Raw genomic sequence first — 12,571 nt, 5'->3', positions numbered from 1 at the left:
AAACAATTAAGGCTCAAAATTAACATAAATTTTAAAACTGTAAGATGCACAAAGTAAATTTTAAAATAATTTTATCATTTCTCTTCATCCTGTTTACCAACTTTATTTTTTCGCAAAAGAAATTTACCATTGTTTTGGACGCCGGACACGGAGGAAGTGATTACGGAGCTAACAGAACCTACACGGATATCGGAAGGATCTCCGAAAAGGATGTAACGCTTGCTATTACCCTTAAAGTTGGGGCAATGCTGGAAAAAAATAAAGATTTTAAAGTAATCTATACAAGAAAGATCGACGAATATCCTTCGTTATCCGACAGAACCAATCTTGCGAACAGAAGCAAAGCAGATCTTTTTGTTTCCATACACTGTAATTCTTCCAAAAGACCAACCGCGTACGGAACAGAAACTTATGTACAGGGACCGGATCAGAACGACACCAATCTTGAAGTGGCAAAAAGAGAAAATGATGTGATTTTCCTTGATGAAAAAGATAAACAGACCTTTGGTTCTTATGATGCAAGCTCACCGGAGTCTTTAATCGCTCTGAAACTTCAGCAAAGCAAATATCTGGAATCCAGCCTTCTTCTTGGCGGACTGGTAGAAAATAATTTTGTGAATAAAGACAAAAGAAGTTCTCGCGGGGTGTTCCAGAAAAACCTGCACGTTCTCCGTATGAATGCGATGCCTTCTGTATTAATTGAAACCGGATTTATCAATCATCCCGAAGAAAGCCATTATCTGGCATCAGAAAAAGGACAGGAGGAAATTTCGGAAAGTATTTATCAGGCAATTATTGATTATAAAAAAGCAATCGACAGGAAATCCGGTGTTTCGGCAGTGGTGAAAAAACCTGAACCGGATAAACTGGCGGAAGTAGCACTGAAAAACGATTTCAGAATCCTATTGCTTAGCTCTCCTGAAAAATACAACGACGGAGATCCTGCTTTAAAAGGTTTAAATTACATCCTGCCTATCAAAGAGAACGGACAGTACAAATATTATTACGGGGTTACCAACCTTGCTTCTGTAAGAGATATCAACATTAAAACGGCAAAAGATGCAGGGTTTAAAAATGCATATGCAGTTGGATTTATGCCGAACCAAAAACTGAGCACAGGGTATTATACGATTGAAGTATACGTTGGTGAAAAACTCAATGGAAATTCTTTCATTCTTCAGACGCTGAAAGATGTGGAAAGAAACAAAGAAAGCGGAGTTTTCTATTATACATACGGAAAAGTGTATTCTCTGGAGGATGCAGTGAAATTACAGAAAGATCTTGAGACTAAAGGAATTAAGAATACCGTAATTCAAAAAGTTTTCAAATAATAAAAAATAATTTTGAAGTTAAAAAGTTAATTATTACTTTTGCAACCTCAAAATTTGGCCTATTCGTCTAGTGGTTAGGACTCAAGGTTTTCATCCTTGCAACAGGAGTTCGATTCTCCTATAGGCTACCAAATTTATATCATGCCGGATTTAAAAATACAAGAAGCAAAATTGCTTTTTAAGAAAATCCACTCTAACCCAAAAAGTTACGATTTAAAAATCAATGAAGGCGGGATAACAGGCAGTGATGATAAAATAAGTTTCAGACTTGACAGGACTGGAGAAAGGGTCACTTTTGAAGTAACGATTGACGGACTTACCTTCACCAATACCACTGGAGAATGGAACAACGCGATAGTAATGCTTAGCAACACTATCAAAAAAATAGAAAGAGAAGAAGAGAATATTAAAATAGAACAGGCAATAGATAAACTCAGAAAATATTTATCTGAAGAAAATTAAAAATTTTTGAAAATAAATTTGGAGGATAAAAAAAAAGTTTTTACTTTTGCACTCACATTTGAACGATATGGCAAATCATAAATCAGCATTAAAAAGAATCAGACAAAACGAAGTAAGAAAACTTCGTAACAGATACTACCACAAGACTGCTAGAACAGCAATGAAAGTGTTAAGAAATGAAGAAGATAAGGCTGCTGCTGCAGAGCAATTGCCAAAGGTTATCTCTTTGTTGGATAAGTTAGCTAAGAAAAACATTATCCACAAAAACAAAGCAGCTAACTTAAAAAGCAAATTAACTAAGCACGTTAATAAACTAGCTTAATAAGTATAGTTGGCCCGTTCGTCTATCGGTTAGGACCTCAGATTTTCATTCTGGTAAGAGGGGTTCGATTCCCCTACGGGCTACAAAACTTAATTACTACTCTAACCTGGTAATTAATAAGAGTTGAAACTTATAAAAACAAAAACTAACCCTGCGATTATTCGCAGAAATTAGATGGCCCGTTCGTCTATCGGTTAGGACCTCAGATTTTCATTCTGGTAAGAGGGGTTCGATTCCCCTACGGGCTACAAAAGAGATTCATTATTGGATCTCTTTTTTGTTTATTCATCTTGCAGAAAACCATCTATTTCATCCCATTCTTAATATTAATTACTACAGTTTAGAAAAGAAAAACCTCCACTGTACAATGAAGGTTTTGGGTAGAATTATATATTAAAGTTATATTCCGAAATTCACGAAAACGCTGAATCGGGATTTGGCTTCGATATCTCCTCCGGCAAGATTTGTGTAAGCAGGAAGCATTACTTCACTTCCCAAACTGAATTTTTTGTAAGAGGCTTCAAAACCCAGCTTTCCGTATAAAGCGCTTCCGGCGGTTTTAGGCATTACTTCTCCAAACTGTCTGTTCCAGTCGAAGACTTCCCCCTGCATTCCGAATTTTCCGGATAAAATACTGTTTTCATTTTTCCAGAGTCTGTAAAATCCTGTCGCTGCATAATTCCACTGGTTACCGAAACGGTAATGTTTTTTGTTTTCTGTTTTTAAAGTATAATCGGTGTTCAGCAGCACTGCCAGTTTATCTTTCTGAAATTTATAATTCAGAACCATCTGATAATCCCAGCTTCCTGTTCCGAGCTGAAAACTGGGATTTACTCCGGTGATTCCTTTTTCATCAAACTTTCCGATCGGAATTTTCACACCGAAACCTCCGTTCAGTTGATGGGAAGAATCTTTGGAATCGATAATCTGGTAGATTCCCATCACATTCGCATCCCCGATTCCTTCAATTTTTATATCTCCCTGTAATGTTTTCTTGGTGTGAAACTGAAACGGAATACTTGCATACACACTTACATTTTTAGCAAGCGGAATTTTTCCCCAAAGCTGAAGCGTATTGAAATACTGATCCTGCGTAAGATCATTGACGAATAAATTTTCTTTGGCTCTGTAATGTTGTGCAAAATATTTAACGCCGATAAACTGAGGATTTAGTAAAGATTCAAAACCGGAAGATCCGTTTCCTGCGGCGCAGCCACACGCATCGCAATCATCAAATATAATTGGATTAAATTCTTTTGGAATAAATAAACTGTCGCGGATTTCTTTTGCCTGACTAAAAAAGCATCCGGCTAAACCCAATGTTAAAAATACCTTCTTCATAATTTTATTATTCTGCAAATTTTGGGTTGGTTATAAAATTTTTATCGCTTAACGTTTTCAGAAATGTGATAATGTTCTGTTTTTCAGAAGCCGTCATAGGAATTCCGAGGTGCCCGTTTTGTTTCAGCAACGGATCGAGATTAGGCTGGTTTTCTACATTTTCAGAATAAAAATTCATGACTGCTTCTAAACTGTAAAATCTTCCATCGTGCATATACGGAGCGGTATATTCTACATTTCTGAGACTTGGAACCCGAAATTTCATATTGTCATTCCAATCAAGTGTTACTCGATATCTTCCTCTGTCGCCAAATTGTGTATTGTAATACATTCCCGTATTCCGATAACTTTCATCGGTAAATAAATCTCCCGAATGACAAGATGCGCATTTATTCTGAAACAGAGCCATTCCCTGATTTTCTTCTGCTGAAAATACTTCTGTTCCTTTTTTCATCCTGTCGTACTTTGAATCGGCGGAAATCTTGGTTGCCATAAACTGCGAAATGGCTTTGAGAATTTTTTCACCGGTTATGTTTTCGTCCCCGAATGCGGCTTTAAACATTTTCTTGTAATTTGCATCGGCATTTAATTTTCCTACGGCTTCAGGAAGAGAGCTGTCCATCTCAAAATCTGTGGTGATGGGAACCAGAGATCTTTCATCCAGATTGTGACTGACTCCGTCCCATGTATAATTTTTCAGAAATGCCATATTCTGTATCGGCGGTGCATTTCGGATGCCTAATCTGTCATCGATTCCATGACTTACGGTGTGACCGTGGTGCGTAAAAGCATATTCCTGAATATGGCAGAATCCACATGAGATGGTATTATTTCTGGATAATTTTCCTTCGTAAAAGAGTTTTTTCCCCAGTGCTACTCCATTCACCGTGACCGGATTTCCTGTAACGTCGAAAGTGATGTCCGGAAAACCCGCAGGTTTGTCGAGACGATAGGCTTCATCTTTTGGCAAAGGTTCAATAACCTCATCACTTGTGCAGGAAGTTAATGCAAAAGCCAGAAAAAATAGGAAAATCCAAAGAGAGCCGGATTGCCCTCTTTTGGATTGCTGAAAACAATTAATCATTGTGAACGTGGTCTACTTTAAACATTTTTGAAATATTGTTCGTCACATTCACCAGATGCTGGTTTGATCCCATTGCCATCTCATTGGAACTGTCCAATGTTAAAGCAGTTTGTCCACTTAAATATTGATTAAGATCTGCCAAAATATGAACGGAAGGGGTTATTTCTTTTGATACTCTCGCCGTTGTAGGAAAATCAAGGGTAATTTCACGGTAAAGATCTGCGGTGTTGTTTGCTGAAGTATTGCCCATGTTTCCACAGTGGTTCATGAATTCTGTAGTGGCTGAAGAGGTTCCGTATTTTCCTTCGAGTTTTGTGAAGATGTATCCTGCAGCCCAAGACCAAGCCATTCCTGCGGTTTTTGCTTTCTGCCAGAAAACGCCCTGTCCGCTTTGTCCCAAAAGATAAGCGGACTGACTGATGCCTAAACCGATTCTTACTTTTTTGTAATTGTTTTTAGGAATTTCTTTCAGGTTGATGTAATTGATTCCGGCAACAGCTTCTACCTGATCTATTATAAAGGCTCCGTTGTCGGGATCGTTGTAATGGTATTTGAATTCTCCTCCGTTTTCATCGATTAAAGTGATGTTGCTGATGACATATTTCAGGGTTGAAAACTGGTGTTTTTGTCCGGTAACGGAAGTTTGTGTGGTTTGGTTTAAAACGATGTCTCCCAAATTATTGAATCCGTTTTCGAATTTCAACTGAAGGTTTCCGGGAATGGAATCTGCTGCCTCATCTTCGTCGCTAGTTCGGCATGATGAAAGGGTGAATAAAGTAAGGGCAATAAAGAATAGTGATAAAAATTTATGGATTTTCATTGTTGATTTTTTAGTGATAAAATATATTGATATGCCCCATCGCGATAGGGATGGAAGCGGTTATCCTTTTTTTGGATTCTGACGAATGGAAGAATCTAAAAAAAGATAGTAGCGGACAGCCCGACCCGTGCAGCGGGAAAAGCCAGGGAAAGGGGATCGCCCAAAATGATAAAATGATGCACTAAAAAACCGGTGGTCTGAAAATAGGTTTTAAAAACAGAAAGGAATACGCGGTTTCGTACAGAAAGTGAGCGTTTGAAAAGAATGCGCTTTCTGCTGTATGGATTTTGGTGATTTCAGGAAGAAGATATATATCAAGGAGTTTCTGTCCTGAATTTTTTGTTTTGTTTAAAGGGGAAGAATCGGTGTCATTGGTTTTCGCAATCTCCTTGCTCAGATAACATTTTCCGTTACAGTGAATTTCGGGATTGCTTTTGTTGACACATAATACTTCGGAGATGTAATGATAATTTACAGCATATTCCACCAATGGCACCAGAGGTCTGAATACCACAAATAAGGTAAGAAATATGCTGCAAATTAAGTTCATTGGATTATTTTTTGCTGATGGCTTCTTCGTATCTTCTGCTGATTTCTTTCCAGTTGGTTACGTTCCAGATCGCCGTTAAATAATCTGCTCTTTTGTTCTGATATTTCAGGTAATACGCGTGTTCCCAAACATCGATCCCGAAAATAGGGGTTCCTTTTTCTTCTACAACATCCATTAAAGGGTTATCCTGATTGGGTGTTGAGGAAACAAATAATTTTCCGCTCTTATCCACAGAAAGCCATGCCCATCCTGACCCGAAACGGTCGGCTCCGGCTTTTGCCATCTTTGCTTTAAAAGCATCCATGCTTCCGAATGTTTCGTTGATTGCTTTTGCCAGTTTTACAGAAGGCTGTGTATTTTTTTCCGGGGTTAAAACGGTCCAGAACAATTCGTGATTGTAATGTCCTCCTGCGTTATTTCTTACGGCAGCCGGTAATTTTGAGGCATTCGACATGATTTCGAATAAGGTCTGTTTTTCCTGCGGCGTTCCTGCGATTGCCTTATTCAGGTTCGCAACATAGGCTGCTGCGTGTTTGGAATAATGAATTTCCATTGTCTGTGCGTCAATATTTCCTTCCAACGCATTGTAAGCATACGGCAACGGTGTCTGCTTAAACTGTGCAAACGCAAACTGCGCTGCAAAAACTGCACTCAGGGCAGCTACTTTCAAAATCTTCATAACGTTTTGTTTTTTGTGGTTTATTTTGGCTGGGAGATGGGTGATGGAAGCCTGAAGTTCTTTACATACTCCATAAAACTTCCAGCCTCTAACTTCCATCTTCCAAATCTCTATTTTAACAATTTCTTAATATCCTCTATCAATATTTCTCTGTCGGGATGGTATTTTCCGGTAAGCTTCGGCGTTTTTCCTTCCGGATCTCCATAGTTTAATCCCGAATAATATAAAATCGGCATATTGTCTTTATTATAACGGCAACGGATATTTCCTTCTTTATCCACAAGGGCAATCATTCCGCTGTGATTCAGGTTTTCACTTTCATCTTCCTTATCTCCGACATAGATATTGAACTGATATGCCAGTTTCCCGATATAGTCTCTGTCTCCGGTAAGAAAATGCCAGTTCGGTGATTTTACCCCGATTCTGTCGGCGTGTTCTTTTAACGTTTGCGGGGTATCATTTTCCGGATCGATGCTTATGGAGATGATTCCGAAACCGGGATTGTTGATTTCATCTTCAATGGCTCTCATGTTGGTATTCATCACCGGACAGATCGTAGGGCATCTGCTGAAGAAAAATTCTACCAGATAGACTTTTCCGAGCATATCTTTATTGGTGATGGTTTTGTTGTTCTGATCGGTCAATTTGAAATCCGGAACTTTCATTACGGTGTACAGATTCTTTTTGAAATATCCCATTCCGACACCGATTCCCACAAAAAGCAGAGCAATAATTACAATCGGAACGATTACTTTGCTTTTGGAATTGCTGGTCTTTTTATTTTTTGGCATATTTCTCAGGATTCTTTTTGAATTCGTCTTTACAGTAAGCACTGCAAAAACCGTACGTTTTATTTTTATAGACTGCCGTATCTTTCATATCGGCTTCAGTGGGCATATTGCAGATGGGATCTACTGCATTGGCAAATTTCACTGTTTTTGTTCCGGAATTTGCGGTTGTTTTTGCTTTTTTATGCTTTACTTTAGGGGTTTCCTGTGCACATGCCATTAATGAAACAGACAATAATGCTGTTAAAATAAGTTTTGATTTCATTTTTGTTTACATTGAAATTAATAATGTTTGAATGGATTGATTTCTTAACTAAACTTACTGATGAATTTCTTGCTTTATCCTTAATTAATCATAATGCTTAATTTAAACGCAAAGGTCCGCAAAGTTTATTTTAACTACTAACTGTTTTTAAGTTCGCAAAGGCGTTCTACTTAGCAAAGAACCCAAAGATTTTAATGATGACAAATTACGGACAGTCATATATTGCTTAATTTTAACGCAGAGTTTATAAGAGCTTTTGAATAGTAACTTCTTTTTAAGTTCGTGAAGGTACTTCGACAAGCTCAGCATAAACTAAACACTTAGCGAATGATAGCTAGAAACTTTATTCACTATTAATTCAGTTAAAGAATTACCTGAAAATAATATTAAACTAAAGGAGGATGGAATATTCTGGAGAAATATTCTGAAGTATGGAAATTGATATATCTCGAATCTGATTTTTTGTTTGAAACATCAAACTGATTGCTCACCGAAAAGAAAAGAATTTCATGGGAGATAAAAACATCAATTCCTGAAATTTTCACTGTCTGATTGTTATTGGACTGTTTTTCTGTTTTTGCCAGTTCTTTGGCAACGTAGCATTTTCCTTTGCAGGTAGATTGTGGAATGTTTCTGTTTTCGCAAAGGTTTTTTACGATGTAGTCATAATTAACGGCGTAATTAATCAAAGGCAAAACGGGACGTAATGCAATCGTAAAAATGATAAATATGGAAACGAAAAACTTCAATGCGATATTCTACTCTACAAATATACTACTGAAATTTTGTTTAAAGGCAAATTATGATGAAAGTCAGTTTTGGTAATGGTTTTTAATTGTACGCTTTATTTTCGCAAAGATTTCTTAGATTCCAAAGCTTTGGATAAATAATTTAAAGCATTAGAAATCTTAATAATCTGCGAGAGCTTTATATTTTCTCCCGCAGATTTTGCTGATAAAACTGATTGTTTTACCACGAAAACCACGCTTTTCACAGATGAGTAAGATACTTTATGATGACTAAAAAGAATCTGCGTAACCTGTAGGAGAAAAATAAATTTTGGCTAAAGCCGGATTGAAAAATTCATCCTTGTAAACGGGCTAAAGCCCGTTCCTATTGATGATTAAACAGCTTTTTGACAATATATTCGCAATACAATAAGTTTCTATCATCCTACTTCCCTCTTCCGGCTTATTAAAACCTCATCCGTTGAATTCTCACGGCATTCAGGATAGCGAGTAAAGCGACTCCGACATCAGCGAAAACGGCTTCCCACATGGTTGCCAAACCTCCGGCTCCAAGAATAAGAACAACGGCTTTGATGGAAAATGCCAGAATGATATTTTGCCACACAATTTTCTTTGTCTGCTTTCCAATGTTGATTGCCATCGGGATTTTACTCGGCATATCATCCTGAATGACAACGTCGGCAGTTTCAATCGTCGCATCACTTCCCAATCCGCCCATTGCAATTCCGACATCACTTAGCGCGACAACGGGAGCATCATTCACTCCGTCTCCTACAAAAACAACGGTTTGATTTTTTGCTTTTATTTCCTTTACTTTATTCACTTTGTCTTCGGGAAGCAGATCTCCGTAAGCATTCTGAATGCCTAAAATATCGGCAACGTGTTTCACGACTGAGGATTTATCTCCGCTGAGCATTGTGGTTTTTACTCCTAAAGATTTTAATTTATTAATGGTTAATTGTGCATCTGCTTTAACAGAATCTGCAATTGTTAAATACCCGACAAACTTGTTGTCATACGCAACCGCTATTAAAGTATACACAATATTTTCAGTCTGAATATCATATCTGATGTTGAATTTATCCATCAGTTTAAAGTTCCCGACCAGCAGCTCTTTTCCATTGATAACTGCCTTTAAGCCATAACCCGCAATTTCTTCTGCATTTTCCAACAGAATTGAGTGATCGACTTCTCCTACATATTCATGAATAGCCGTTGCTACAGGATGTGAGCTTTTACTTTCCAGAGCATTAACGAGTTTTAAGATTTCATCGGTATTACATTCATCATTAAAATTAACTTCCTGTACTTTGAACACTCCTTCCGTCATGGTTCCGGTTTTATCCATGACTACATTCTGAACATTTGCAAGAATATCTAAGAAATTGCTTCCTTTGAATAAAATTCCGTTTCGGCTTCCTGCTCCGATTCCTCCGAAATACCCCAAAGGAATAGAAATCACCAACGCACACGGACAGGAGATCACAAGGAAAACTAAGGCTCTGTACAGCCACGCTCTGAACTGATACTCTTCTACAAATAAATAAGGTATAAATGTAATTCCGATTGCAAGAAATACAACAATGGGAGTGTAGATTTTAGCAAATTTCCTGATGAATAATTCTGTGGGGGCTTTTTGAGCGGTTGCGTTCTGAACGAGCTCTAAAATTTTGCTCAGTTTGCTGTCTTTGTAAGCGGTTGTCACTTTTACTTCGCTTACTGTATTGAGATTGATCATTCCGGCCAAAACAGTTTCGCCTTTTGTTTTGGTATCAGGTTTACTTTCTCCGGTTAATGCAGAAGTATTGAATGATGCGGTTTCAGATAATAATTCTCCGTCTAATCCTAATTTTTCTCCGGATTTTAACTGAATAATGTCTCCGATATTTACTTTTTCGGCTTTTACAATTTGTGGTTTTCCGTCTTTTAAAACGGTTACTTCATCGGGACGCTGATCGAGTAAAGATTTGATGTTGGTTTTGGCTCTTGTTACCGCCATTGCCTGAAAAACTTCTCCAACAGAATAGAAAAGCATGACCGCAACGCCTTCCGGATATTCTCCTATAGCAAAAGCGCCTACGGTTGCGATTCCCATCAGGAAAAATTCAGAGAATACATCTCCGTTTTTTATGCTTTCAAACGCTTCTTTCAAAACAGGAAGACCAACAGGAATATAGGCGATTAAGTACCAAACCAGACGAATCCAGCCGGAAAACCATTCTGCTTTGATGAAATTATCCAAAGCGATTCCTATTAATAACAATCCAAAAGAAATGATTGCGGGAAGAAACATCCTGAAAACAGACTGATCTCCTGTATCATGAGAATGATCGTGATCATGATCGTGACCTTCGTGCTGATGTTGATGTTCTTTTTTCGGTTTTGTGTTGCAACATTCTTCCATAACTTAAATTTTTATTCAAAATTACAGTCAAAATGCGTGCAATACTATTGCAAACTTTCCAGACAGTTTTCGCAGATTCCTTTAGCAAAAAGCCTTATTTCATCAATCCTGAATTGAGTCTGTATATTTTCCGGGACCGAAATATCTTCTTTACAGGTAGTCTGTTTGCAGATTTTACAGTAGAAATGAAGATGCCAGTCTTTGTGGGTATGTTCATCGCATCCATCGTGGCAGAGCTTGTATTTTGTTGTTGCATTTTCCTGAATGCTGTGAACAATTCCTTTTTCTTCAAATGTTTTCAGAGTGCGGTAAATGGTTGTCCGGTCTGCATTTTCAAAATGATTTTCAATTTCCGACAGAGAAAGGGCGGCTTCCTGAGAACTCAAAAAATCATATACCAAAATCCTCATGCTTGTAGGTTTGGTATTCTTATTCATTAATTTATTCTCAATGTCCTTTTTCATACGATTTACATTTGATGGATCTGCCCTTTCAAAGTTAGCAGTTTTAAAATTTGCTTAATTGTTATAGAGCATAATTTATATAAACTTAGTGTAAGAATTCTTAATATTATCTCTGTTTACCTGAAAAATACAAATCTCAATCTTCCATACTGCGATAAAAATGTTCCACAGTGCAACAAAAATCTTTAACAGTACAATAAAAATGTTCCACAGTAGAATAAAAATACTTAATACTTCAGTAAAATTACTCAACACTGCTTTAAATATCGTGTAAAAAGTAAAATTTATCCTAAACAATACACCGTTTCATGTAAATACTAAATTAAAAATAATCAACAGTATTAATAATCTTCTAAACAGTGCATTAAAAGCATACAAACCTCTAAAGATGAGGGATTAAAGTGTATTTTATTTTCCGAATTTTTAAAATAATTATATAATGGGAATCTTAAAAGAAGAGTATGTGCCGATTGCTGATGCATTACTAACAAGTTTAGCTAGAAACTTAGCCATTTTTCAAGCAGAAAATCATTTGTTCAATGCTGCCTATCTTTCGGTAATGCAAAGCAAGACGGATGAGGTAAGGGCAAAGGAAACCGGAGACGCATTGCTGATACAGCAAAAGCAGACTACAAAAGAACTTTATACATTGGGCAAAGAACTTTCTAAACCTATGAAACTGCTGAACCTCGTCTTTGATAAAGCCGGAATAAAAAATTCTTTAACCAGCGAGGTGCTGAAAAAAGTAAACAAAAGAAATTTTGAAGGCGTCCTGATGGGGCTTAAATCTCTGAAAGACGTTGTTGCAGCCAACAACGCTCTATTAACATCCTATGGGATGAAAGCCGATACCGAAACGGTGCTTCAAAACGCGTTTGATGCCATTACCACAAAAAGCAATGAGCAGAGCAGCTTCCAACAGCAGAGGAAAGCCTTTACCTCTGCCAACAAAGGGATTTACAGGGAGCTGTATGTCTATATAGGTGACGTGGCAAGATTGGGAAAAATTATATTTCAGGGAGAGCAGAAGGCTTCAGAATATACCCTTGAAAACCTCATTGCTATGGTAAATTCTTCCAGAAAGAACAAATCTATAGATGATACCCAAAATAAAGGATAACCTTTGAAAAAAATTTTGATGTGTTATAAAAAGTAATATTTTTTATTTCTATATTAGCATCCATAATTTTAACGAAACAAGCGTAAGCTATCAATTTTGGTCAAAGAAAACCGCTAATCTTCTTTTAAGGACAAAATTTTGATAGACTTACGCCCGTGTATCTATAACTGGCACGGGCGAAGCCTTTCTTGT

Annotated in this window: 14 protein-coding genes and 3 tRNA genes; 7 read left to right on the top strand and 10 right to left on the bottom strand. The window is 37.3% G+C overall.

What is annotated here, in order from left to right; genetic code table 11:
* Positions 1-44: 44 nt before the first annotated feature.
* From KKI44_RS16175 to KKI44_RS16150, 6 genes are all read left to right on the top strand, one after another.
* Positions 45-1,331, top strand: a complete 1,287-nt coding sequence (locus KKI44_RS16175; protein WP_214588312.1) for an N-acetylmuramoyl-L-alanine amidase — start codon at positions 45-47, stop codon at positions 1,329-1,331.
* Between the two features lie 56 nt (positions 1,332-1,387).
* Positions 1,388-1,462 (top strand) — tRNA-Glu (locus KKI44_RS16170).
* Between the two features lie 10 nt (positions 1,463-1,472).
* Entirely contained in the window at positions 1,473-1,793 is a 321-nt protein-coding gene (locus tag KKI44_RS16165) for a hypothetical protein (protein ID WP_214588311.1), read from the top strand.
* 67 nt (positions 1,794-1,860) lie between these two features.
* Positions 1,861-2,115: a 30S ribosomal protein S20 gene (gene rpsT, locus KKI44_RS16160; protein WP_076391798.1), complete on the top strand. Its 255-nt coding sequence runs from the start codon at positions 1,861-1,863 to the stop codon at positions 2,113-2,115.
* Positions 2,116-2,126: 11 nt separating this feature from the next.
* Positions 2,127-2,198, top strand: a tRNA-Glu gene (locus KKI44_RS16155).
* A 93-nt stretch (positions 2,199-2,291) separates the two neighbouring features.
* Positions 2,292-2,363, top strand: a tRNA-Glu gene (locus KKI44_RS16150).
* 151 nt (positions 2,364-2,514) lie between these two features.
* On the opposite strand, the gene KKI44_RS16145 is transcribed toward KKI44_RS16150, so the two are convergent.
* From KKI44_RS16145 to KKI44_RS16100, 10 genes are all read right to left on the bottom strand, one after another.
* Positions 2,515-3,456: a transporter gene (locus tag KKI44_RS16145; RefSeq protein ID WP_214588310.1), complete on the bottom strand. Its 942-nt coding sequence runs from the start codon at positions 3,454-3,456 to the stop codon at positions 2,515-2,517.
* A gap of 7 nt (positions 3,457-3,463) precedes the next feature.
* The gene (locus KKI44_RS16140; protein ID WP_214588309.1) at positions 3,464-4,540 is read right to left on the bottom strand and encodes a cytochrome-c peroxidase; all 1,077 of its coding nucleotides are present in this window, start codon (positions 4,538-4,540) and stop codon (positions 3,464-3,466) included.
* Positions 4,533-5,360: an MbnP family protein gene (locus KKI44_RS16135; RefSeq protein WP_214588308.1), complete on the bottom strand. Its 828-nt coding sequence runs from the start codon at positions 5,358-5,360 to the stop codon at positions 4,533-4,535. The genes KKI44_RS16140 and KKI44_RS16135 overlap by 8 nt, the downstream gene beginning before the upstream one ends.
* Before the next feature lie 181 nt (positions 5,361-5,541).
* Positions 5,542-5,910: a hypothetical protein gene (locus KKI44_RS16130; RefSeq protein WP_214588307.1), complete on the bottom strand. Its 369-nt coding sequence runs from the start codon at positions 5,908-5,910 to the stop codon at positions 5,542-5,544.
* A gap of 4 nt (positions 5,911-5,914) precedes the next feature.
* Positions 5,915-6,589 carry a superoxide dismutase gene (locus KKI44_RS16125; protein ID WP_214591172.1) on the bottom strand — a complete coding sequence of 225 codons (675 nt, stop codon included), beginning with the start codon at positions 6,587-6,589 and terminating at the stop codon, positions 5,915-5,917.
* A 110-nt stretch (positions 6,590-6,699) separates the two neighbouring features.
* Positions 6,700-7,380 (bottom strand): SCO family protein, encoded by a 681-nt coding sequence (locus KKI44_RS16120; RefSeq protein WP_214588306.1) that lies wholly within the window; start codon positions 7,378-7,380, stop codon positions 6,700-6,702.
* Positions 7,367-7,642, bottom strand: coding sequence for a YHS domain-containing protein (locus KKI44_RS16115; protein WP_050378248.1), 276 nt, complete (start codon positions 7,640-7,642; stop codon positions 7,367-7,369). Before KKI44_RS16115 ends, KKI44_RS16120 begins: the two co-directional genes overlap by 14 nt.
* 386 nt (positions 7,643-8,028) lie before the next feature.
* Positions 8,029-8,391, bottom strand: coding sequence for a hypothetical protein (locus KKI44_RS16110; protein ID WP_214588305.1), 363 nt, complete (start codon positions 8,389-8,391; stop codon positions 8,029-8,031).
* A 445-nt stretch (positions 8,392-8,836) separates the two neighbouring features.
* Entirely contained in the window at positions 8,837-10,795 is a 1,959-nt protein-coding gene (locus tag KKI44_RS16105; protein ID WP_214588304.1) for a heavy metal translocating P-type ATPase, read from the bottom strand.
* A 44-nt stretch (positions 10,796-10,839) separates the two neighbouring features.
* Positions 10,840-11,259: a Fur family transcriptional regulator gene (locus KKI44_RS16100; RefSeq protein ID WP_214588303.1), complete on the bottom strand. Its 420-nt coding sequence runs from the start codon at positions 11,257-11,259 to the stop codon at positions 10,840-10,842.
* A 439-nt stretch (positions 11,260-11,698) separates the two neighbouring features.
* Here KKI44_RS16100 and KKI44_RS16095 point away from each other — a divergent pair, with 439 nt between their 5' ends.
* Entirely contained in the window at positions 11,699-12,379 is a 681-nt protein-coding gene (locus tag KKI44_RS16095; RefSeq protein ID WP_214588302.1) for a hypothetical protein, read from the top strand.
* Positions 12,380-12,571: the final 192 nt, after the last annotated feature.

This window comes from Chryseobacterium sp. ZHDP1, from assembly GCF_018603435.1.
In the GTDB taxonomy this organism is placed as follows: Bacteria; Bacteroidota; Bacteroidia; order Flavobacteriales; family Weeksellaceae; genus Chryseobacterium; species Chryseobacterium indicum.
This window is presented reverse-complemented; position numbering and strand designations above follow the sequence as displayed.

Coding starts and splice junctions, on each gene's coding strand:
- KKI44_RS16175 (WP_214588312.1), top strand. CDS start 45: ATGCACAAAGTAAATTTTAAAATAATTTTATCATTTCTCTTCATCCTG.
- KKI44_RS16165 (WP_214588311.1), top strand. CDS start 1,473: ATGCCGGATTTAAAAATACAAGAAGCAAAATTGCTTTTTAAGAAAATC.
- rpsT (WP_076391798.1), top strand. CDS start 1,861: ATGGCAAATCATAAATCAGCATTAAAAAGAATCAGACAAAACGAAGTA.
- KKI44_RS16145 (WP_214588310.1), bottom strand. CDS start 3,456: ATGAAGAAGGTATTTTTAACATTGGGTTTAGCCGGATGCTTTTTTAGT.
- KKI44_RS16140 (WP_214588309.1), bottom strand. CDS start 4,540: ATGATTAATTGTTTTCAGCAATCCAAAAGAGGGCAATCCGGCTCTCTT.
- KKI44_RS16135 (WP_214588308.1), bottom strand. CDS start 5,360: ATGAAAATCCATAAATTTTTATCACTATTCTTTATTGCCCTTACTTTA.
- KKI44_RS16130 (WP_214588307.1), bottom strand. CDS start 5,910: ATGAACTTAATTTGCAGCATATTTCTTACCTTATTTGTGGTATTCAGA.
- KKI44_RS16125 (WP_214591172.1), bottom strand. CDS start 6,589: ATGAAGATTTTGAAAGTAGCTGCCCTGAGTGCAGTTTTTGCAGCGCAG.
- KKI44_RS16120 (WP_214588306.1), bottom strand. CDS start 7,380: ATGCCAAAAAATAAAAAGACCAGCAATTCCAAAAGCAAAGTAATCGTT.
- KKI44_RS16115 (WP_050378248.1), bottom strand. CDS start 7,642: ATGAAATCAAAACTTATTTTAACAGCATTATTGTCTGTTTCATTAATG.
- KKI44_RS16105 (WP_214588304.1), bottom strand. CDS start 10,795: ATGGAAGAATGTTGCAACACAAAACCGAAAAAAGAACATCAACATCAG.
- KKI44_RS16100 (WP_214588303.1), bottom strand. CDS start 11,259: ATGAAAAAGGACATTGAGAATAAATTAATGAATAAGAATACCAAACCT.
- KKI44_RS16095 (WP_214588302.1), top strand. CDS start 11,699: ATGGGAATCTTAAAAGAAGAGTATGTGCCGATTGCTGATGCATTACTA.